21 protein-coding genes and 1 pseudogene are annotated in these 20442 nt (G+C 39.0%); 14 read left to right on the forward strand and 8 right to left on the reverse strand.

Features of this window, described 5'->3' with window-relative positions; all coding sequences use genetic code 11:
* Nucleotides 1–51: 51 nt before the first annotated feature.
* Nucleotides 52–2127: a TonB-dependent siderophore receptor gene (locus tag CWB78_RS10165; RefSeq protein WP_138595389.1), complete on the reverse strand. Its 2076-nt coding sequence runs from the start codon at nucleotides 2125–2127 to the stop codon at nucleotides 52–54.
* A 162-nt stretch (nucleotides 2128–2289) separates the two neighbouring features.
* On the opposite strand from CWB78_RS10165, the gene CWB78_RS10170 reads away from it, so the two are divergent.
* The 6 genes and pseudogenes from CWB78_RS10170 (at nucleotide 2290) to CWB78_RS10195 (ending at nucleotide 7268) form a co-directional block, all read left to right on the forward strand.
* Entirely contained in the window at nucleotides 2290–2910 is a 621-nt protein-coding gene (locus tag CWB78_RS10170; protein WP_024602440.1) for a fused MFS/spermidine synthase, read from the forward strand.
* The gene (locus CWB78_RS10175; RefSeq protein ID WP_138595391.1) at nucleotides 2903–3799 is read left to right on the forward strand and encodes a spermidine synthase; all 897 of its coding nucleotides are present in this window, start codon (nucleotides 2903–2905) and stop codon (nucleotides 3797–3799) included. The genes CWB78_RS10170 and CWB78_RS10175 overlap by 8 nt, the downstream gene beginning before the upstream one ends.
* A 71-nt stretch (nucleotides 3800–3870) precedes the next feature.
* Nucleotides 3871–4573, forward strand: a pseudogene (locus CWB78_RS10180) (glutamine amidotransferase-related protein).
* A 90-nt stretch (nucleotides 4574–4663) separates the two neighbouring features.
* Nucleotides 4664–5140, forward strand: coding sequence for a MarR family winged helix-turn-helix transcriptional regulator (locus tag CWB78_RS10185; protein ID WP_010388735.1), 477 nt, complete (start codon nucleotides 4664–4666; stop codon nucleotides 5138–5140).
* Between the two features lie 2 nt (nucleotides 5141–5142).
* Nucleotides 5143–6207: an HlyD family secretion protein gene (locus CWB78_RS10190; RefSeq protein ID WP_010388734.1), complete on the forward strand. Its 1065-nt coding sequence runs from the start codon at nucleotides 5143–5145 to the stop codon at nucleotides 6205–6207.
* Between the two features lie 11 nt (nucleotides 6208–6218).
* Nucleotides 6219–7268 carry a DUF2955 domain-containing protein gene (locus CWB78_RS10195; RefSeq protein ID WP_054201519.1) on the forward strand — a complete coding sequence of 350 codons (1050 nt, stop codon included), beginning with the start codon at nucleotides 6219–6221 and terminating at the stop codon, nucleotides 7266–7268.
* A 58-nt stretch (nucleotides 7269–7326) separates the two neighbouring features.
* Here CWB78_RS10195 and arfB read toward each other — a convergent pair whose 3' ends face one another.
* Entirely contained in the window at nucleotides 7327–7740 is a 414-nt protein-coding gene (gene arfB / locus CWB78_RS10200) for an alternative ribosome rescue aminoacyl-tRNA hydrolase ArfB (RefSeq protein ID WP_010388730.1), read from the reverse strand.
* A gap of 175 nt (nucleotides 7741–7915) precedes the next feature.
* Here arfB and CWB78_RS10205 point away from each other — a divergent pair, with 175 nt between their 5' ends.
* A complete protein-coding gene (locus CWB78_RS10205; protein WP_138595393.1) occupies nucleotides 7916–8245 on the forward strand; it encodes a hypothetical protein in 330 nt (109 codons plus the stop codon).
* On the opposite strand, the gene CWB78_RS10210 is transcribed toward CWB78_RS10205, so the two are convergent.
* The 3 genes from CWB78_RS10210 to CWB78_RS10220 all read right to left on the reverse strand — a co-directional run bounded on the left by CWB78_RS10210 (nucleotide 8232) and on the right by CWB78_RS10220 (nucleotide 12863).
* Complete coding sequence (locus CWB78_RS10210) at nucleotides 8232–11450, reverse strand: SdrD B-like domain-containing protein (protein WP_138595395.1); 3219 nt, start codon at nucleotides 11448–11450, stop codon at nucleotides 8232–8234. The two genes, CWB78_RS10205 and CWB78_RS10210, sit on opposite strands and share 14 nt — an antisense overlap.
* A 3-nt stretch (nucleotides 11451–11453) precedes the next feature.
* Nucleotides 11454–12221: a fimbrial biogenesis chaperone gene (locus tag CWB78_RS10215; RefSeq protein ID WP_241773569.1), complete on the reverse strand. Its 768-nt coding sequence runs from the start codon at nucleotides 12219–12221 to the stop codon at nucleotides 11454–11456.
* A 132-nt stretch (nucleotides 12222–12353) separates the two neighbouring features.
* A complete protein-coding gene (locus tag CWB78_RS10220) occupies nucleotides 12354–12863 on the reverse strand; it encodes a hypothetical protein (RefSeq protein ID WP_010388724.1) in 510 nt (169 codons plus the stop codon).
* 1010 nt (nucleotides 12864–13873) lie between these two features.
* Between CWB78_RS10220 and CWB78_RS10225 the strand changes: the two genes are divergently transcribed.
* The 3 genes from CWB78_RS10225 to CWB78_RS10235 are packed head-to-tail and all read left to right on the forward strand — an operon-like array spanning nucleotide 13874 to nucleotide 16142.
* Nucleotides 13874–14218: a hypothetical protein gene (locus tag CWB78_RS10225; protein WP_138595397.1), complete on the forward strand. Its 345-nt coding sequence runs from the start codon at nucleotides 13874–13876 to the stop codon at nucleotides 14216–14218.
* Nucleotides 14215–15804 (forward strand): PepSY-associated TM helix domain-containing protein, encoded by a 1590-nt coding sequence (locus CWB78_RS10230; protein WP_138595399.1) that lies wholly within the window; start codon nucleotides 14215–14217, stop codon nucleotides 15802–15804. The genes CWB78_RS10225 and CWB78_RS10230 overlap by 4 nt, the downstream gene beginning before the upstream one ends.
* Entirely contained in the window at nucleotides 15801–16142 is a 342-nt protein-coding gene (locus CWB78_RS10235; protein WP_138595401.1) for a DUF3325 domain-containing protein, read from the forward strand. The genes CWB78_RS10230 and CWB78_RS10235 overlap by 4 nt, the downstream gene beginning before the upstream one ends.
* A 222-nt stretch (nucleotides 16143–16364) precedes the next feature.
* On the opposite strand, the gene CWB78_RS10240 is transcribed toward CWB78_RS10235, so the two are convergent.
* Complete coding sequence (locus tag CWB78_RS10240; protein WP_055012638.1) at nucleotides 16365–16898, reverse strand: lipocalin family protein; 534 nt, start codon at nucleotides 16896–16898, stop codon at nucleotides 16365–16367.
* A 68-nt stretch (nucleotides 16899–16966) separates the two neighbouring features.
* On the opposite strand from CWB78_RS10240, the gene CWB78_RS10245 reads away from it, so the two are divergent.
* Together CWB78_RS10245 and CWB78_RS10250 are read left to right on the forward strand one after the other, a co-directional pair.
* Nucleotides 16967–17422, forward strand: coding sequence for a YaiI/YqxD family protein (locus CWB78_RS10245; protein ID WP_010388718.1), 456 nt, complete (start codon nucleotides 16967–16969; stop codon nucleotides 17420–17422).
* A gap of 1 nt (nucleotide 17423) precedes the next feature.
* Nucleotides 17424–17954: a DUF6942 family protein gene (locus tag CWB78_RS10250; RefSeq protein WP_138595403.1), complete on the forward strand. Its 531-nt coding sequence runs from the start codon at nucleotides 17424–17426 to the stop codon at nucleotides 17952–17954.
* Nucleotides 17955–17976: 22 nt separating this feature from the next.
* On the opposite strand, the gene CWB78_RS10255 is transcribed toward CWB78_RS10250, so the two are convergent.
* Complete coding sequence (locus CWB78_RS10255) at nucleotides 17977–18618, reverse strand: LysE family translocator (RefSeq protein ID WP_138595405.1); 642 nt, start codon at nucleotides 18616–18618, stop codon at nucleotides 17977–17979.
* Between the two features lie 114 nt (nucleotides 18619–18732).
* On the opposite strand from CWB78_RS10255, the gene CWB78_RS10260 reads away from it, so the two are divergent.
* Both CWB78_RS10260 and CWB78_RS10265 read left to right on the forward strand, forming a co-directional pair.
* Nucleotides 18733–19176, forward strand: a complete 444-nt coding sequence (locus CWB78_RS10260) for an Lrp/AsnC family transcriptional regulator (RefSeq protein ID WP_249930437.1) — start codon at nucleotides 18733–18735, stop codon at nucleotides 19174–19176.
* Nucleotides 19177–19466: 290 nt separating this feature from the next.
* Nucleotides 19467–19676, forward strand: a complete 210-nt coding sequence (locus tag CWB78_RS10265; protein WP_008110773.1) for a cold-shock protein — start codon at nucleotides 19467–19469, stop codon at nucleotides 19674–19676.
* A 100-nt stretch (nucleotides 19677–19776) separates the two neighbouring features.
* Here CWB78_RS10265 and CWB78_RS10270 read toward each other — a convergent pair whose 3' ends face one another.
* Nucleotides 19777–20433: a class I SAM-dependent methyltransferase gene (locus CWB78_RS10270; RefSeq protein ID WP_055012635.1), complete on the reverse strand. Its 657-nt coding sequence runs from the start codon at nucleotides 20431–20433 to the stop codon at nucleotides 19777–19779.
* Nucleotides 20434–20442: the final 9 nt, after the last annotated feature.

Here is a 20442-nt window from a genome sequence, read left to right on the forward strand (position 1 = left end):
AGCTAAATAACATAAGTCGGGTTAAAATAGCTAATCGGGACTATGAAATTGTTAGAATTGATATGCCAATGACATCTTAAATTGAGTAGGCGCACCGGGGTAAACCCATAATGCGTTGTAGCTACTTTGAGCATATTTTTCATCAAAAATATTGTTAACACTGATATTTAACTTGGTGCGCTCGGTTAAGTTTACCTGCCCAAAAATACCAACTAGTTGATAGCTCGGTAAGTTAAATGTTAAATCGGCGGCATCGCCTAATCGCTCACTGGTGTACTGATAACTGGCACCTAGTTCTAGCTCTTTGCCAAGAACGACCGTTTGATGGCTAAGCGTTAGGTTTAAGTTATTTTTAGGCACATTGACTAATGGGCTGCCTTTTTTGATTGGCACGCCCCAATCAGCATTTATTATGTCGTTTGCCGTACTGGCATCTATATAAGCGTAAGATAAATTAAACTTTGTATCATCAGTAATATAAGTACTTAAATCGAGTTCAACACCTTTACTATTTGCTTTACCAATAGGCGCTGAAAAACCAACGTTTACAGGGTCGGCTACTAACATATTACTTTTAGTGGCATCAAATAATGCTAGGGTTCCGGTTATGCCTTGGTAGCTAAATTTAGCACCTACTTCAAATGAGTCACTGTATTCAAAGCCAAATGGGTCGCCATTTGCATCTGTGCCACTTAATGGTAAAAAGCCTTCGGAGTAGCTGCTGTATAAGGTTACAGCGTTGTTTAGTTCATATACTAAGCCTACTCGTGGACTTACCTGGCTTTGTGAACTGCTTGAAAGCACACCACTTTTGGTTTCTAAAATGTCTTGATCTACGCTATCGAATCTAAGGCCAACTAATAGCTTAATTTTATCAGTCAGATCCATTTGATCTTGAACGTATATACCATAAGCATCTTGTTGTTCGTTGTTTTCGTAGAGCAAACCTACTTCAGGACGAGCAACGTTATAATTCGGCTGATAAATATCAACTGTGTAAGTGCCATTACCGCCGCGATAACGATAAAGTCCAGTTCGTAAGTCGTATTTGTATGCGTCGGCTCCTATTAATAAGTGATGGGTAATACCTGCGGTATCAAAATGCCCACTTAGCTCAAATTTAAGGCTAGTATCATCAACTTCATAATCGCGGTAGCGCTGTTGGCGGGTAAGTGTGCGGCCATCATCGAATAATGATTGGCGCGAGGGTGCAAGTTCAGCATCAGACGAAAACCCAGTTAGTGTAGAGCTGCGGTAGTTTGCGCCTACAACGAGTGACCATTCATTGTTTATATCGTGATTTAAAGTTACTTGGTGACCACGAGAATATACTTGCGTGTCACCATCGTTTGGATTGCCTAAATAGCGTGAGCTAGGAACAGTATTAAAATTATCATTAAGTACAACAACACCACGGTCAAATAGCTGGGCTAAATCAACGTATTCAAATTCATAAGTGATACTGGTTGAAGCGTTTATTTGATGATAAATAGATGGCGTAACCACCTTTTTATGGGTGTACACCTCATCGCGGTAGCTGTCGCTATCTTGCCATGCGCCATTTATTCTAAATGCTGTGTTATCGTTAATGCCGTTTGTATAGTCACCTTCAACGCGATTAAAGTTATCACTACCTAAGCTAAGCTTTAGCTCACCCTGTTGCTCAAATTGAGGTTTTTTGGTCACGATATTTACTGTACCGCCGGGCTCTGAGCGCCCGTATAGTGCAGAACCTGGGCCTTTTAATACTTCAATGTACTCAATGTTTGATACATCACGAGGGCCGCTGAATCCACGTCCACCGCTAAAACCATTAATTAAGTAACCCGATGGCATGTTTTCGTTACCCGATAATCCACGAATCGAAAAGCTATCCCACAATGCGCCACTGTTATTTTTACGTGAAATACTGGCAGAAAAATCCAGCGCATCTTGTAATTGAGTTATTCCTTTTTGATCAAGTACCGCGTTATCGAGGGTTTCGATTGATTGTGGCATTTGCTTTTGAGGAATATCGCCTCGGTAAGCTTGTTTATATGTAACCGCAATTTTCTCTATTGGTTGGCTTTGGGCAATGCTTTGTGCGCTTGCACTTAAGCAGGCTAAGTAAATTAATGAGTACTTCATAAAATGCTTTTTAGTAACGTTATATTATAACTAAAACTATAGCATGTGTTACTTTATAACAAAATGTTTTTTTGCGCTCTATGTGTGCGTCTAATTTTTACACTAGCGACTATGCAGCTATCACGTTAAAATGGATAAAAATAACACAATAAGAACAATATAATGTTAACAAAAACAAATGCATTAATTTACTTTTTAGCGTTTAGTAGTGGCTTTAGTATTATGGGAATAGAGCTATTAGGTGGGCGAATTTTAGCGCCTTACTTTGGCAGTAGTGTACATATCTGGGGCAGTATTATTACTGTATTTATGCTTAGTTTATCATTTGGGTATTTACTGGGGGGTAAGCTGTCTATTCGTCATCCTTCGTTGACCAAATATGGGTTAATCTTTTTAGTTGCCAGTATTATGGTACTACCCATTGCTTTGTTTGCTGAGCCAATTATGGCATTTATTTTTTCGCATATTGAAGACAGTCGCTATGGCTCGTTACTCGCCTCAACCGCGTTATTTTTTATACCCACCATTATTTTAGGCATGATCTCGCCCTACTCCGTACGTTTGCTGGTCACAAATAGTGAGCGCAGCGGCCAAGTGGCAGGTGGCCTTTATTTTGTAAGTACCTTAGGCAGCGCACTGGGCACCATTATTACCTCTTTTTATATGGTACTGGCGTTTGATGTTAACGCGATTATTTTAGGTTTTGCTGGTGTATTAGGCACGCTTGGGCTAATTGCCATTACCTTTGACAAACTTAAAGTACGAGAGGCCGTTTATGCTTAAGTTTAAATCCCTGTTTGTTTGTATTACGGCGCTAATGTTTTCATCATACAGTGCAGCTAATGTTGTGCATAAAGAGCGCTCCTTGTATCGAAATCTACTCGTTGAAGAAACTGGCGATTTACGCTGTTTAAAGTTTGATGAAAAAACCCGACAAAGCAGCCAAAGTTGCATGTACATTAGCGACCCTAAAAAACTCGTGTTTAACTACACTAAGCTGGCTTTTTCTAGTTTGTTACTGATTGATAACCCTAAAAACGTGCTCATTATTGGTTTAGGTGGCGGTACGCTTTCTAATATGATTCACGAGCTATACCCGAGTGCGCATATTGAAAATGTTGAAATAGATCCTGCGGTAATTAAAGTGGCGCGCGATTATTTTAACTTTATAGAAACCGATAACGTAACTGCTAAAGTGCAAGATGGGCGTATTTTTATTAAACGTGCGGCGCTTAAAAAACAGCAATTTGATTGGATTATTTTAGATGCGTTTAATGGCGATTACATTCCTGAGCACTTACTCACAAAAGAGTTTTTTGAAGAGATAAAAAGCGTATTAGCAGAAGGCGGAATTGTGGCTGCTAACACGTTTTCATCAAGTAAACTCTATGAACATGAGTCGGCAACCTATCATGCGGTATTTGGCGATTTTATTAATGTAACAGCCAATAATAATAGTAATCGTATTATTTTAGCTGGTTATAGCAATATCCCTACAGAGCAACAAATAGCGCAGCGGGTGACGCAGCTAGCTCCGTTACTTGCCCCTTATGATGTGGATATAGAGGCAATAAGTCAGCGCATGTTTTTCACCAAAGATGGTAAAGATTGGCCAAGTGATACTAAGGTGCTAACCGATCAATACTCTCCAGCAAATTTACTTAACTTTTAGTAGCTGTTACATGGTCACTTATATCCGGTGACCATTACTTATTAAAAAGATAATATTTTAAGGAAACGGCAATGCACATTCACTTTATTATTCATGAACATTTTGAAGCGCCAGGCGCTTATGAAGCTTGGGCTAAAATGAATGGCCATACGTTGTCTTATACCCGTATTTATTTAGCTGAACCCTTACCAAAACACACCGATAATAATCGTAATGGGTGGGCCACAATCGCCCGCTACATCGCTTGCAGAATGCCCTTATTTTGATAGCAAAAAAGAACAAGCCTTTATTGCCAGTGCGATCACGGCAAACAAAGTGGTGTTAGGCGTTTGTTTGGGGTCGCAATTAATTGGTGAAGCTTTGGGCGCGACTTATCAACCTAGTCCAGAAAAGGAAATTGGTAAGTTTGCTATTACCCTCACCGATGCAGGCTTGAATCATCCGTTATTTAGCCATTTTGGCAGTGAGCTTAATGTAGGGCATTGGCATAACGATATGCCTGGGCTGACTGCTACGGCCAGTATTATTGCCTATAGCGAAGGTTGTCCAAGGCAAATAGTCGCTTATAGCGATTTAGTATTTGGTTTTCAATGCCACATGGAATTGACCACCGAGGTGGTTACCCTCCTCATTGCCAACGATGATTTAACTAATGCCCATAATTACCGCTTTGTTGAACAGCCCGAAAAGCTCTTAAGTCACGACTATAACGAAATGAACAATAAGCTTTATACTTTCTTAAACAAGCTTGCTGCGCACTATTTATCTAAATAATACTTATTTACGTGAAGTTAAAATACCAATTATTTACTTAGCCTGCTAACTAATGCTAAAATTTGCTGATATTCACAAGTAAGAGTTCCTATGAGTAGCAGTATTCCTTTTCATGAAACACTCGATTTAACTTTGTGCGGCAATATGGGTCGAGTGCACCGCTTATGTCGAGAAGCCGTAACATTAGCGGTTGAGCCGCTAGGTTTAACTCAGTCGCGTTGGACGGCAATGATCCACTTACATCATTTACCTTTAGGGGCTACGCAGCAAGCGCTGGCGACTAGCTTAGGTATTGAAATGCCCTCATTAACGCGCACCATTAAGCAATTAGAGCTGCAAAATCTAGTTATTCGACAAGTTGATGAACACGATAAACGCAGTAAAAAATTGTACTTTACCGATGAGGGTATAAAGTTATTAGAACACTTAAAAGAGTTAACAAGCGATATTAAACAGCGTTTATATGCAGGTTTAAGCACGGAGCAGCTTGATGGTATGGCGCATAGTTTAGTGCAAATGGAAGAAAACGCGCGGCGTTGTATTGCAAGCTTATCTGGAGATAAATAAGTATGACACCCGATCAAAAATTTGCCCGCTACGTTAAAGTATCGCTCGTTGGTTTTATTGTTGTATTTTTCTATTATATTGTTGCCGATGTATGGCTACCGGTTACGCCACAAGCACGGGTTTACCATCCGGTTGTGCAAATATCGCCGCAAATAAACGGCCGTGTTACCGATGTATTGGTTAGTAATAACCAAACGGTTAAAGCGGGTGATGTATTATTTGAAATAGACAAAAACACTTACCAACTAGCACTTGAGCAAGCGCAGCTCGCGCTTGATGATGCCAAACTGCAAAATAAACGACTTGATACCAACGTAAAAGCGCTGGAGGCACAAATAAGTGCAGCTAACGCTAAATTGCATGAGCAGCAGCTATTAAAAAAGCGTGGCGAAACACTCTACAAACAAAACTCTATTTCGGAGCAAGAGCTTGAAAGCATTCGTGCAAATTTTGCAGCAAGCCAATCTAATTTAGCTGCCTTTGAAGCACAGTTGGCAGAAGCTGTTTTAGCGCGTGGCGATTCAGGGCAAGATAACTTAGCACTGCGCCATGCAGCAAACCAGTTAGCACAAGCTGAGCTTAATTTATCTTATACGCAAGTGCGGGCTTTAAGTGATGGCGTTGTAGCTAATTTACAGTTACTTGAGGGCTCCTATGCGGTTGCGGGTAAGCCATTACTCGCGGTTGTAGCAAAAAAAGCAGATTTGGTAGCCGATTTTCGTGAAAAGTCACTATTAAACATGCAGCCAGGCAGTTTAGCAAAAGTGGTATTTGATAGCCGACCTGGTGAAGTATTTGACGCAAAAATTGAAATATTTGAGGCCGGTGTTAGTGACGGACAACTTAGTGCAAATGGATTACTTAGCACCACCGAAACCAGCAATCGCTGGGTTCGGGATGCGCAGCGTCAACGTATTCATTTAGTGCTGCCAAATAACAACCAGCTTATAAATAATATGCCCAGTGGTGCGCGTGCCACTGTGCAGTTACTTCCTCAATCGGCTATAGGTCAATGGTTGGGAACAGTACAGATCCGCTTTATTAGTTGGTTACATTACATTTATTAGTGGGGCGAGTAATGACACAACATGTTAGCCAAGCGCCACAACTCGATTCAAATGGTTTACGTCAAGCGCTACGGATTGCTGGCGGCTGCACTATTGGTTTTACTTTGTGCAAGTTAATGAATTGGCCAAATGGAATATTTTTTACGGTTTACCCTATGTTATTACTCGGTTTAGTGCCAAGTATTAACAAAGGCGTGATCCGTCAATTTGTTGCTAGTGCTGCCTACAGTGCGTTTATAGTGCTTATTTTACAGGGCTTATTTTCACACTTGCCGGTGTTAATGACGCTCATTATTTTTGCTAGTTTTTGCGTGTTATTTTACTTAATGAGCTCTGGTGGTGCGTTTTTATTTGGTGCGTTAGGTGCGGTGAGTTTATCGATTCAGTTACATTTTGCCAGTCATGTTGATCAAGCTAGTAGCATTTACCCGCTTATTTTAAGTAATGGTGTGGCTATTTTTATTACTATTATTATTGCGCTCTTGATGCATGGCTTGTTTCCTGACGTGACAGCGCGACCCATGCGCGCTGTACCGCACAAGGATAAAGAAAGTATTCGTCACGAGGTGTTGTTATGTGCCACGGTTGCTACTTTGTCGTTTGTGGTTTTTCAGGTGCTTGATTTGCAAGATTCAATTTCGGCGCAAGCGGCATCTATTTTAATTTTATTTTCGCTGTGTTTTAAGGCTGCGGGTACCGCAAGTTGGCAACGTATTATTGGTACACTGATAGGCTGTAATGCTGCTTTAGTTGCGCAGTTGTTTTTGTATAACCATACCGACGTTTTGCTTTTTCCGGTGGCTATATTATGGATTTTGTCTTTTATATTCAGTCGTTTTCATATTTTAGGCGGTGGTCCACCGGGGGTTGGGTTTGGGGTATTGACCACTTTTGGGATTTTATTTGGTCAGTCGTTAGGCCCTGGGCAAGATTTAATATACAGCGCCATGTATCGATTTAGCTCGGTGGCTGTTGCAGTAACAGTAAGCTTAAGCGCAGTGTATGTAGTGCATCGAATCCTAAACCGATTTAGCGTCACCCGCCATCATACTTATGATTAAATTAAAGGCTGCATTCGCAGCCTTTTTTATGTGCTTAACCAGAGTCAGGTTACTTAAGTTACAGCTTTATATTACCGCGGAGAGCTTTGGTTTGGCCGTGTTTGGTTTTTTTATCCATACGTTTACGCTGTGAGTTACGGCTAGGTTTGGTAGCACGACGTGCCTTATTAACCTTTGTGGCGCTTAAAATTAGATCTTTTAGCCGTTTAAGCGCATCTTCCCTGTTGAGCTCTTGAGTGCGGTGGCTCTGGGCTTTAATTATCAATACCCCTTCTTTGGTGATCCTTGAATCTTTTAAAGCAAGTAATCGTTCTTTATAAAACTCGGGCAATTTAGAGCGGTTTATATCAAAGCGTAAGTGTATAGCACTGGCTACCTTATTAACATTTTGCCCGCCTGCGCCTTGCGAGCGAATAGCGCTTAGCTCTACTTCCCATTCATCAATGGTTACGCTGTTTGAAATAGTTAACATAGTGCCCCGCTCTTTTTGCAAAAAATGTATTATAACATCAGTACATTGACTTGTGGTGATTCAACTAATTAGATAGGCGGCCATTGCTATTTTCAATCTAATAATTGCTAAATAAATACATAAAAATTAATTTATCCTACACTTACTACATTGTTTTTTAATTCGCTTTAATTATATGAAACAAATATCTATTTTAATGTCTTTGGTATGTATGCTCGCTATTTCGTATGCTGTTTATGCCAAATCATCTCAAACGTTTAGTGCTGGTGTAATTGCACAAGAACAAGTTTATCCAATTAAAGTGTTACCTTTGGGTAATTTTCAACGCTGTTTTGTTGTTGCTGCGCAAAAAGAAGATGCGCTGTATTCTGCCTGTTATATTAAAAAGAGCGCGCAATCGATTTGGGTTGCCGAATCCGCGGGAGCGCGTTGTGAAATAAAATGTGAGTCGCATTTAAACAGTGATGGCAAAACACAGGTGCAGTACTTTACTACTGATTTCTAGCAAAAATGCTGTGCCAAGGTTTCTTTATCGCGGTGGTGAGCCCTTCTATTTGTTTAACCACTTGCTTATCACACGCTGTTTGCTTTGCATTATGCGGCCCTGACAGCATCAAATAATGGGCCTCACCTTTTATTGCTTGCTTTGCTACGAACAGTGATGGATTTTCCCTTAGCAGTTTTTTATTAACTGATTTTTCAGAGGTATATGCTACGTACTGGCAAAAGTAAGTCTCAGTTTTTTGGGTTTGCATATCGCCCCACTCCCCTATTTTTCGCCACTGTGGTGAGGCATATCGCCTTGCATCAACCATAAAGCTGCCATGAAGCGCCGGTATTGAATAAACATCATTAATGGTTTGCTGTGCTTTAGCTGCATTATTATATGGGCCTGCAACGAGGTAATAGCTATCACGGTTTTCATGTTTATATAACTGCAAAGCATAGGCTGCTTTATCAATTTTATTCGCCACAATAAGTGCCGATTGAAACTTTTTGAATACGCCTAATTGCACAAAATAAGGCGTGTTTTGGTTTGCTTTAGCTGCTGTTGCTGGTTGCTTATTTAAGGTATTAGCGTTATTTGTGTATAGAATGATGTCTTGCAGTATTATTGTATCGCCGCTTTTTTCAGTGATGATCTGCTCGGGAAGGTTTTTTATGGTTACGTTTTCTGATAGCTGCTCATTTTTTTCTATTTCAAGAATATAACTTCCTTGAGAAACATTAGAAAAATAATAATAACCATCATATTCAGTGACCGTTGAATAATGTTTTTCGCCGCCCTTTTCTTTAAGTACAACCGTCAGTCCTGCGATAGGTTTACTCTTTTCATTGCTCGATAGATAGATAGTCCCCTCAACCTCGTTGTAGACAACTAAAGGAATGTTTACTTTGGTTTGCCCGCCTCTATGAGCCAATGTTTTAATTTTCCCTAAAGAGGGCTGCAAGTAAGGATTAGACAACGAGCGTAAATTAACATCTAAAACTTGGCCACCGTAACTGCTTGGCAGCAAGACCTTTCCGTCATTATTTGTGTATTTATCTCGCCATAGGTAGTTGCCAGTAAAATTAACGTCTTGAATTGGCTCATCGCCTTGGTCAAAGATTTCATTTTCATTCCAATCTATGAACGAACTAACTTCTATTTGCCCGGAATTTAATGAGCGAGGAGTGTCAAAGTTAAAGTCTGCTTCTAAATGATCAAAACTAAATGTGCCATTTAAACCTAAAGAAAAGCGCCAATCACCTTGATTATCGACTTGCCCTGATACTTGTATATTAAATATCTCATGGCGGTATGTATACTGATGACTTAAAAGCGTATTTGCTGCAGAGTTAGACTGATATGTCAGCTGGGTTTGATTGAAGGTGCTTTGTGTTTGTGGCCAACGTAAACTACTTCTCAAACGAGTAAGTTCTGCGCCATTATTAGTCTGCCAATCTAAGGTGTTGGTCCATTTCCAAGAGGCAATATCCATTGAAGAATAAAGCCGGTTTATTAGGTTATTCGTATCGTCATCATAAAATAGTTGGCTTGACCATGTTCCTCCGATATAACTTTTATTGATACCTAATGAGAGTCGGTTTTTAGTGTTGGTATTTTCACGTACTTCATTGCTCCATCTCATATTCCAGTTAAGGGAGTTAAAGAAATCAGTCCGACCATTTAGGCTCAATAACAGCCTATTTTTGAGTGAGTTCTCTTGTGCTACAAATAAAGCGCTAGAAAAGTCATTAAGGGCACTGTATTCAACATTAACACTGATGTCGTTAAAAAGTGTATCAGAAAGTAGGCCTCTAAAGCCGGCAAAATAAGCATAGCCAGCATCGAGTTGTTTTGTGGCTAGAAAACGGTAACTGCCGTGATCTGTAAGTGTATTTAGCCCCGATGATAGGTAGCTGCTGTTATCTTGGTCAGTTTGCAAATGAGTAACTTGAGCGTCATAAGTGATAAATTCACTAATGCCATATGAGAGATTGCTTTTAAAGGAATTACTCATCGCTGTTGAAGCGTTATTAGATTGATTAAAAACGCTTTTATCTGTTTCTAAAAACTCTACTTGATAGCTTATTTTTCCGGGCGATAGTGCGTCTTGTCCTATTGTATATTTTTGAGTACGTGTGATTTGCTCGCCTTGTGAGCCAAAAAGTTTAATTTCAAAAATATTGTTGCCGTAAAACGTTTCAACATCGGTAAATCGAACCAAATTTTCGTCGTTAGCTTGAGTAGTGGCAATAAATTGACCATTTCGATACAGCTCCGCTTGCCAGCCCGGTAATGCGGGTTCTTCAATGGTAATGGTTGAAAAGTTTTGTGCCGAATGAGGGTTAGCATTTGAAATATAAAATCCCCGACCTTGATTTGAGCTAGTAATAAGCTGATCTGATTGAGATTGAATATCTCCTAATTGGTAGTGAATGCGTGCCAGTGAGTGATCTTGTTCACTTAAATTAAAGTCTTTAGTTACTTTTAAAAAGGTATTAGCGGTGTTTTCGTTTTTGTTGAATCGTAGTTCAGCTCGATGATGAAATAAGTCAAAGTAGCTATTAAGTCTGAGCAGCCCCTTATAACGATTATTAGACGATTTATAGCTTGCTGATAACGAATATTCAGATATCGGATAGGTCAGCGTTTGGTATTGGTCGTCTATAAAGTGATCGTATTGCAGTGCTTTGGACTTAATTTGTTTTGTAATACCACTTGTTACTTGGTTGTTATTATAAGTAAGCAAGCTACTAGAAAATGAAACCTGCATCAGTGAGTAATCAAAGCGCGAGTCGGTATTTAAAAGTGTATTTATGACAGATAAATCAACATAGTGGTCGTAGTCATCGACAGCCCACAATGAAACATTTTCTGAGGGAGCTAAAGTTGAGGAAAGCTCAGTATTAAGCACCAGCTCACTTGAGTCAACTTTAGCAACCAGTGTATTTTTTGACACATTTAAGCTAATTCCCATAGTCGATTTCAGGGCGCTTATGGGCAATAGCAACTTATTTGATTTTGAATAGTAGGCTTCTAAATCTGAGACAACTGAACGCCCATTTACCCTGACATTTATAATCACAAAAGCCTCCTCATCAATAGGCCATTGATAAAGAGTCGGTAACTGCTTGGCAATGATTGCTTTAGGTGCAATTAACAGTAATGTACAAAGTAATAAGCGAGCCGCTAAACCACAGCCTAATGCCCTTATGTTTAGCACTTTCTATTTGATATTAATAGGGATCGCTAACTCGATTTTACCGCCGTAAAGCTCGTTTTCTTTGTAATTGAGTGTCAAAGGTCCTGTCACAGGAGCTTGTAAAGTGATGTATACCTTGCGACGAGATAGAGGGGTATAAACGGCCACATTGGCTATTTCACCAACCATTACATTATTCTCATCAACTAATTCAAAGTTTCCATACACAGAGCGATTCCCTGTGAGTGTTTGCCAAAATGTTAGAGTCGGGCGCCCATTTTGAGTAATTAATTGCGGGTTTATTAATTCTGAGTCAGCCTCTAATTGGCCATGACGAACGATAACAGGCACGCTGTAAGCAACCTTAGGCCTAATACTTATTCCATCAGCGTCAGGGTTTTGTGATTCAGAGGCTATGATTTTAAGCACCGCCCTGTATTCGCCAACAGCAAGCTCAGCTTTTTTGCGAACGGTCATTCTGATAGCTTGCATCCCTTTTGGGGCAATAGTGCCGCGACGTGGTGAAAACCGTAGCATGTTTTTGGCAGAGCGTCCTTCAACTTGTTGCGGAGTAACATCTATAAGCGCTCCTTCTTCGGTCATATCTTTATGGGTAACAACAAGTTTAAAATCGAGATTTTTATTAGAGGTATTGCGGATAAGTAGTGAATTATTTTTAGTACGTCCATCGAAGTATAAACGGTATTCAGACAGCGCAAGGTTGGCACTACAAATTTCAGGTAGTAAAAGAGTTAGGCAAAGGGAAGCCCAACAAAAAAGTTTAAACATCATGGGACAACTCAACAACATGATAATAAAAAGTGGAGCGCGATGCTCCACACATTTTATTTTTAATGCGCAATTGCGCAAAAAAATAAACTGAGACTAAATTAGTAAATTACTATTGCCTCAGCTTTCATAGTCTTATTGGAAAGACACATCTACAGTGTAATCTACAGTGTAAGCAGCGCCCGCTGTCAGTGTAGAATCAACGGTCATATCACCATATACATTAACGGTAATATCTGTTGCACTTGCATCAGTAGTGAAAGGAGACGCAACATTGTCAGCAGTTGTTACACTGGTTGTTCCATCTGTAGCCGTTGTTACTGGAGCAAAAGTTAAGTTAGTGCCTGTGCTTCCAGATACAGTAATGTTCATTGCTGAATTTGGCGCTAAACCAGATACAGTAATTCCACCTAATTGAATGTTTGCATCTGACGCATCACAGTCACCCGATACAACGCCAGCATTATCCATCGTACATGTTGAACTTGTAGATAAGCGAATTTTACCAAAGTGCAGTGCGCTATCTTCTGCAAAAGTAGGCTCAGTCCAACCGTTTACACTTGCTTGAAATGTTTGGTTAGATGCAAGTAAAGAAGTTGATGAGATTGCTAGTAAAGCGGAAGCAGCAAAGATTTTTTTATTCATAGTTTTTCCATTTTTAAAAATTATTATTTTTTTACTTCCGTGCAAATTAGTTTAGAGGGTTATCTCAGTCCATTGTTTCGGATTTAAACACAATTGTTATCAAAATGAAATCTTTTGTTAACGTTAAGGCTTTTTAAAAGAGATAAGCAGTATGAAGTTATTAATTTTGACCAGCAAAATGCAACAAGAAAAATAGCACCGATGTAAATTATATTTTAACGCTAGAGGGAGTTATTTTAAGGCATAGTCATAGTGACTTAACTTATGTTGAATCTATATAGATGTTTATAAACTATTTTTAATCTTTCAGAACCATTTTGTAGTTTTGTATGGCTGGAGACCTGTGCTTAAGCAGTAAAATAAAGTGGCTGCAACATCTATGCGACATGTTTGTTTATTGAGCATAATTTACGCATTACATCTCTATTGTTATTTGCCCAATTAAAATCATTACGGATTAAACCGCATTTATCAAAGATCAGATTTTTACTAACACGTCGGTTTAAAAGTATGAAATTTAATTTTCCAAGCCTGTTTTTTCATCGTTTTGGTGGTTTTTTAACCCTCCACGGTAATAAGTTAGTAAAAAATCGGTTTATATCAGTGGTATTTTATCCCTTGTTGGTAAAATACTGATCCAGTGTTATTTGAGGGAAATTTAAAGCTTAAAGGTCTTTAATTATTAGCTGCTTGTATCAAACTTTCTTGTTAGGCCATGTAAAAACTGATTCATGAGAGTGCTTTAGCTAACTTTTAATTTCATACACTGACGTGTATTTACTGCGGCTTTATGTATTTAGTAGATAACAACAACGCATTCAGAACAAGCACTCACTCATACAGGTTATTTTATAGTTAATTTGTAATCTTATTGCAGATCAATATTTAACTAACTCAATTTAATGCTTATCACTGCATTCAAATACAAATAAGAATTACTATCTTTTGTATTTGTTGGCGTTATAATATCGCCATCTTTTTTAGCTATGTTTAAAAGGAATTTGCAGTATATGCAGGCCTCTAACCGTCTTTTAGACTTTCCCAAACCCGTATTTTCTATGTTATGGCAATTTATGCAGCGCTTTAACTATGAATTAGCGGTTTTATCGCGTTTTTTTATCGCCATTGTGGGCGGATATTTTTTTACTGCCGTCAGTGTGTCGCTGTTAAGTGTTGTGGTGCCGGTCTCTAAAGTTGACGCGGTTCTTTTAAGTGTGTCTGCGAGTATTTTAATTTATGCACTGGTGTTTATTTATAGTTTTTATGTTCAGTCGTTAAAAACAGTTTGGATCAGTATTTTACTAAGTATTGTAGTGCAATTTTTTATATTGTCGTTAATGAAGGGATGGTTATGAAAGGGAGTTTTTTTCGCTCAATGACCTGGTTACATACATGGGTAGGTTTACTCGTGTGTTGGTTACTGTATTTAATATTTTTTGCAGGCACCATCAGCTTTTTTAGAGATGAAGTTAGTTTATGGAATCAGCCAAGTATTCATAATATTGAGCAGCAGACAGACCGTATTGGCGCGCAAAAGCAACAAATAATAAGTGGCGTTGAGTATTTAAATACCCAAGCACCTAATGTCCCTAATTGGCGTATAACACTTCCTGAAGAGCGTGTACCCTATTTAACGTATGGTTATGCTAAGCCAAAAGAGCCTGAGCAGCGCAGAGCCTCTTTTGAAAATACCCGTTTAGATCCAAATAATATGCAGCCTTTAGCCCCTTTTACAGATACCCGAGGGGGAAATTTCTTTTATCGCCTGCATTTTGATTTACATTATATTGATGTAAAAACAGCGCGTTGGATTGTGTGTTTTGCAAGCTTGTTTATGCTTATTGCATTGATATCAGGGATAGTAATTCATAAACGAATTTTTAAAGATATGTTTGTTTTTAGAGCTAATAAAGGCAGTCGTAGCTGGTTAGATGTACATAATTTAAGTTCTGTATTTGCTTTACCGTTTCATTTAATGATTACCTACACCGGCATTATTACTCTGATATTCATGATATTTCCCTACCCCGCGCAAACCGTTTATGAAAATGGAATACGTGGTTTTTTCAATGATGTTTCGCCAAGTAGTCCTGTAACAGAATCATTGCAAGGTACTGCACCTTTAGTGCCTATCAATACTGTTTTAGATCAGGTTTATACTAAGTGGCCAGAGGCTGATATAACTCGGGTAATTATTAATAACCCGAATAAAGCCGCTGCAACTATTATGGTTTTGGTGAGCCCTGGAAAAACATTAAGGGATCAATCACCCCGTTTAATTTTTAGCGGAGCGAGTGGTGAGCTTGTTGCTCAAACTGATGATGAACTCACTGGCAGTAAGGCGCTATATGAATCATTAAACTCAATGCATACTGGGCGTTTAGCAGAACCATTATTACGTGTTTTATATTTTTTAGGCGGCATTGCCGGCTGCATAATGATAGCGACAGGCTGCATAATGTGGGCTAAGCGCTTACGCGAAAGAATGAAAAAAAATACTCAACCATCTTGGGGGCTAAAGCTAGTTGAAGGGTTAAATCTAGGAACATTGATGGGACTACCCTTGGCTACATCGGCTTTCTTTTTGGCTAATCGTTTACTCAGTAAACAGGTTGCTGAGCGCTCGGATAAAGAAATACTCGCTTTCTTTTTAACTTGGCTATGTGTGTTCATCATTGCCTTTGTAAAGCGTGACAAGTTGCAGTGGTGTGTGATGGCTGCCATAAACAGTATTGCTTGCTTTAGTGTGCCACTTGTTAATGCGCTAACAACAGAGGGTAATATAATCAGTTACTTGCGTAACGAGCAGTGGGCATTATTTATGTTTGATAGCCTTTTTCTAGCAATTGGTTTGCTGTTTTTGTTACAAACCGAAAAATTACGTACTGCTCTGCAAGCTAAAAAACCAACTCCAATAAATACTCAGGAGCAAAAAGTATGATTGCCTTGCTTCCTTTTAGTTTATGTTTGGTGGCTTTTAACTGCTTTGCGCTGGCTAAGTTTAATCATTTTAAGGATGTTTTTAATAAGCGCCCCACTCAACAACAGCGTTTGGTTTTATTGAGTGTTGCTTGGATCAGTATTTTACTAAGTTTGCTGTTATGTGTTAACGAATTACAAGGTTATGGTGGTTTGCAATTTTGTGGCTATATGACGTTAAGTGCTTTAATTGTAATGACTTTTTATAGCTTTTTGGTGAGGTTAACTAAACTTTTTAACTTACTCATATTAGTAATATTGGCCATGAGTACGTTATTTTTTGGTTTTAATGGGCTTTAGTTAGTAAAAACCTGATCCCAAAAAAACAGGCTAAATTGCGTAAAAAAAAATGGCAAGCCATCAGGCTTGCCAATTAAAAAGGGGGATTGTCATTATGTCTTCACCTGCTTGTTTCTTTGCAGATGCAGTCACTATAGTCTTGCTTTATTTAACTTACCTTACAGTAAGGTGATCGTTTTATTACAGCTTAGACTATTTATCAATTCAACTTGTAAACCCCCTTTACAGCGCTTTTTGATTTACCCAAATAATTTCGTCAGTTGCAAAACCAAGCGCCTTTACTTGGCTTAAAAAGTGCTGCTTAAGCTCTTTGCTTACTGTTGGTGTGCGTGATAAAAACCACAAGTAATCTTTACTATAACTGGTAATAAACGCATACTGATAATCAGGCTGGTCAAGTTCAAAAATAATATAGGCGCCATAAAATGGGCCAAAAAAAGATACTTTAAAATGCCCTGTATCGGCATTTTCAACAAATTTAGCTATGCCTTCAGCTTGGTCCCACAGCTGCTCTTCACTAATAAACCCTTTGTTTAATACCTTTACTGTTCCATCATCGTTAATTGAATAAGTGGCTGTTACTTGCTCCATACCTTGTTCAAAAGAGTGGTCTAATCGTGCTATCTCATACCACTTGCCTTGGTACTTTTCTAAATCAAAGTTTTTAACAGGGGTTATTCCTTCCGGTGCGCTGGTACAGGCACTGAGTAAAAACATAGCGGTAATAAATAATGCGGTTTTAAAAGCGAGCTTCATGTTGTTTCCTTTTCTTTAGAAATTGCTATAGGATCGCTCTAATACTAAAGCAATTTAAAGAATTTAGCATGAAAATTTGGGTTGATGCTGACGCTTGTCCGGTGGTAATAAAAGAAATCTTATTTAGAGCTGCAGAGCGTACGCAAACAGAAACTATACTGGTTGCAAATCATGCCATGCGCATTCCACCGTCAAAATTTATTAGTCGACTACAAGTGTCATCAGGGTTTGATGTCGCTGATGATGAAATAGTTAAACGAATTGAAAAGGGTGATTTAGTGATCACTGGAGATATCCCGCTAGCTAGCGAAGTGATTGATAACGGCGGCCAAGCGCTTAATCCGCGCGGTGAGCTTTACACTCCTGAAAACATTCGCTCTTTACTAAATGTACGTGATTTTATGGATACTATGCGCTCAAGTGGCGTAGAAATGAGTGGTGGGCCGCCTCCATTGAGCCAAAGTGACAGACAAAACTTTGCTAACAACCTTGATCGTATTTTAGCGCAAAATAAGAGTAGTTAAGGTGAGCAGCCAGTTAATAGGGTTAGGTGATAATTCATTTAGAGTTGGCGTGTATGTAGCAAAAGCCCCACCTATGCCTTACTTTGAAGCACTTGCGCAGTTAGAGCCTGTGGCTAGTGGGCAAATAAATAGCATAAATCAGCACTGTGGCAATGGCTGGCGAAAAGTCTTTAATGTGTATGCCAAAGTGTTATTTGCGATGCCAAGCGAGCATTACTCATTTGCTAAACAAGCAGTAAGCTGGCAAGCATATCGAGATGAGCTGTTGTTACAACAGCATAGCAAGACGGCATTACTATTTAGCACACCGGTGCTTACTGAGAGTAAAAACCAGTTGCACATTATTGCTGGGCGAACTCACGCTAAAAACTTAATACAACAAGGTAAATTAAACGCCCAATTTGATTGGCTTGATGATGAGTTTGCTATAGATAAAAGCCAGAATATTATTGTGTGCCCCTATTTTGATTATAGGCAGCTGAGTAATATTAAAATTGCCCGTTTGAGTGAATTAGTGGCTCAGTTAAGATAAGCCACTTTCTTTTTTGCTACTGTTACACGACGTGAGTTAGTTTTTGTGCGCTATCAACTAGCATTAGTGAACCTAAAATAAACAGTACACATGCCGATGCACGCCCAAACTTAAGCGACAATGCGGGATTGTTACTAAGGATTTTTCTGGCACTTATCCCTATTAACCAATACACCAACGCACAGCCTACTAAATGAATTACACTCAGTACCAGCAATTGTTCAGTGATAGAAAACGATAAAGTTGGCAACACAAACTGTGGTAACAAGGCTAAAAATAACAGCATGACTTTAGGGTTTAAACCACTAATGATAAAGCCCTTTCTCATCCACTTTAGAGGGGTGTCTGAGGTGTGTTGTTGGCCATCGTTATAGGCAGCAGGCATAGGAGGAAATCGGTACAGTGATGTAGCAATCCAAATTATGTATAAAGCACCGAACAAGGTTAACAGCTTTATAAAAATGTCATGTGAAGCTAATAGTGCACCTAACCCTACCACTACTATTAAACTGGCCATTAAATGCCCAAGTATTAACCCCGCTACCGCAGGAACAATTTTATCGCCTGCTATTCCTGCACTAATTGTATAAGCCCAATCTGCACCAGGGGTGAGAATAAACAAAATTGATACCAGCCAAAAAGAAAAAATAATATTAATATCCATAGCGCTATAACCTAAAATAAGTGAGTAGCTATTTTATTTCTTTCTGATGAGTAAAAGTTACTGTATTTTACTAATATAAGCGTTCATTTTAGGAAATAATTGACTATGGATACCATGGATAGGAAAATTCTTGCCGAATTACAAGTCGATGGCAGACTTACCCTCTCTGAATTGGCTGATCGTGTTGGGCTAAGCGTGTCGCCCTGTCACCGCCGTGTTAAAGAGCTTGAGAAAAGCAAAGCAATTGTGGGTTACCGCACCGAAATATCACCTGAGAAAGTGGGTTTAAACTTTTCTGCGTTAGTATTTATTACTATTAAAGAGGGCGATAAAGTGTCGCTAAGCAAATTAGAGAAAGCAGTGGATGCTATTCCTCAGATCACCAATGCTCAACGACTATTCGGTACACCTGATTACCTGTTACATGTCGTTACTAAAGATTTAGCCGCGTTCCAACAACTCTACGATGACAAGCTATCAGCCCTGCCAGGTGTACAACGTTTAACCTCAACCATTGTGATGAAAGATATTGTAAGAGCGCGTAATTTGCACTTTTAACAGGTTATGTTTTAACACGAAGTTTAAAAAGTTAAGCCGAGGACGCTGTAAAGCCTATTATGAGAGGCTTTACAGTTGTATATAAAAATAAAGTATAAATAAAGCTTGTTATAAACTGTATTGCTGTTATTCTGCTTGCCATCGGGTTGATAGAAAGCCCAGTTTATTTGTAAGTACCACGTTGTTATTAGTAATAATCCTTCGCGATATCCTCAAGTTAAATGTTTGTTTTCTTCCTGTTAAACGCCTATTTTAAGGCAATTTTTTATTTATTTTTTTAGGATATTATTATGTCTAATACAACTACTGGTACTGTAAAATTTTTCAACGAAGCTAAAGGTTTTGGTTTTATTGAGCAAGAGTCTGGTCCAGACGTTTTCGCACATTTCAGTGCAATTTCAGGCGACGGTTTCAAAACTTTAGCTGAAGGCCAAAAAGTACAGTTTAGCGTAACTCAAGGTCAAAAAGGCCCGCAAGCTGAAAACATCGTTTGCATCTAATTTAAAGGGAGTGGGCTTTATAGCGCACTCACCACGCTAAACTAACGTTAAGCGATAAAGCTAATATCAATACGATATTAGCTTTTTTTTTGCAAAAAATTTATACCACGTACCCACTAAAACCAAGTGCTTTAAAGTACAGTTTTGGAATGCCAAAGCCACATTCATTAAGTAACTCACTAAAACGCATCCGATCAAGCGGGTAAAACTCACGCTCTAAGTTATGTGCCATTTGCGTTTTTCCTGCTTCACTAAGGCCAAGCTCTTTGCATGTATTAAGTTGTGCCTCTCGTTCAAACGGGGTTTCTGGGCGCATTAAATCAGCAATAAATACTGGTGCAGATTTTTTAAGATTATTTTTAATCCCCTTTAATAACTGCTTCTTATCGCCGTTATCTTCAACAAAATGCATCACCAATAAACATAATACCGCGTCGGCTTTAACTTTTAATTTATCTACTGGTTGGCACTCAATGCTGATACGTGCATCAATACCTTGCTCTATAAAGCGTTGCTTAGCAATGGCTAACATGTCGGCCGAGGTATCTTGAGCGGTAAACTGCCATGTAGAATTAAGATTCGCCAGCGCTGCGATTTCTTTACCTGTACCTGCGCCTACCACTAAAATATGGGCGTTATCAGTTAACGTAGCGCTTAGCTGTGCGTTGGTTAGTTGATGTAATAGCTCGTAACCTGGGACTAAACGGGTAATACGGTTATCATACTCTTGTGCTTCTTCGCCTGTAAAAGTGGGCATACTATTTCC

This window comes from Pseudoalteromonas sp. S1612, from assembly GCF_005887175.1.
GTDB lineage: Bacteria > Pseudomonadota > Gammaproteobacteria > Enterobacterales > Alteromonadaceae > Pseudoalteromonas > Pseudoalteromonas undina.

Bases quoted from the DNA above. Each gene is read 5' to 3' on its own strand.
- CWB78_RS10265 (WP_008110773.1), top strand. From the start codon at position 19,467: ATGTCTAATACAACTACTGGTACTGTAAAATTTTTCAACGAAGCTAAA.
- CWB78_RS10190 (WP_010388734.1), top strand. From the start codon at position 5,143: ATGACACCCGATCAAAAATTTGCCCGCTACGTTAAAGTATCGCTCGTT.
- CWB78_RS10215 (WP_241773569.1), bottom strand. From the start codon at position 12,221: ATGATGTTTAAACTTTTTTGTTGGGCTTCCCTTTGCCTAACTCTTTTA.
- CWB78_RS10195 (WP_054201519.1), top strand. From the start codon at position 6,219: ATGACACAACATGTTAGCCAAGCGCCACAACTCGATTCAAATGGTTTA.
- CWB78_RS10165 (WP_138595389.1), bottom strand. From the start codon at position 2,127: ATGAAGTACTCATTAATTTACTTAGCCTGCTTAAGTGCAAGCGCACAA.
- CWB78_RS10185 (WP_010388735.1), top strand. From the start codon at position 4,664: ATGAGTAGCAGTATTCCTTTTCATGAAACACTCGATTTAACTTTGTGC.
- arfB (WP_010388730.1), bottom strand. From the start codon at position 7,740: ATGTTAACTATTTCAAACAGCGTAACCATTGATGAATGGGAAGTAGAG.
- CWB78_RS10235 (WP_138595401.1), top strand. From the start codon at position 15,801: ATGATTGCCTTGCTTCCTTTTAGTTTATGTTTGGTGGCTTTTAACTGC.
- CWB78_RS10170 (WP_024602440.1), top strand. From the start codon at position 2,290: ATGTTAACAAAAACAAATGCATTAATTTACTTTTTAGCGTTTAGTAGT.
- CWB78_RS10245 (WP_010388718.1), top strand. From the start codon at position 16,967: ATGAAAATTTGGGTTGATGCTGACGCTTGTCCGGTGGTAATAAAAGAA.
- CWB78_RS10205 (WP_138595393.1), top strand. From the start codon at position 7,916: ATGAAACAAATATCTATTTTAATGTCTTTGGTATGTATGCTCGCTATT.
- CWB78_RS10230 (WP_138595399.1), top strand. From the start codon at position 14,215: ATGAAAGGGAGTTTTTTTCGCTCAATGACCTGGTTACATACATGGGTA.
- CWB78_RS10240 (WP_055012638.1), bottom strand. From the start codon at position 16,898: ATGAAGCTCGCTTTTAAAACCGCATTATTTATTACCGCTATGTTTTTA.
- CWB78_RS10175 (WP_138595391.1), top strand. From the start codon at position 2,903: ATGCTTAAGTTTAAATCCCTGTTTGTTTGTATTACGGCGCTAATGTTT.
- CWB78_RS10260 (WP_249930437.1), top strand. From the start codon at position 18,733: ATGGATAGGAAAATTCTTGCCGAATTACAAGTCGATGGCAGACTTACC.
- CWB78_RS10270 (WP_055012635.1), bottom strand. From the start codon at position 20,433: ATGCCCACTTTTACAGGCGAAGAAGCACAAGAGTATGATAACCGTATT.
- CWB78_RS10225 (WP_138595397.1), top strand. From the start codon at position 13,874: ATGCAGGCCTCTAACCGTCTTTTAGACTTTCCCAAACCCGTATTTTCT.
- CWB78_RS10220 (WP_010388724.1), bottom strand. From the start codon at position 12,863: ATGAATAAAAAAATCTTTGCTGCTTCCGCTTTACTAGCAATCTCATCA.
- CWB78_RS10255 (WP_138595405.1), bottom strand. From the start codon at position 18,618: ATGGATATTAATATTATTTTTTCTTTTTGGCTGGTATCAATTTTGTTT.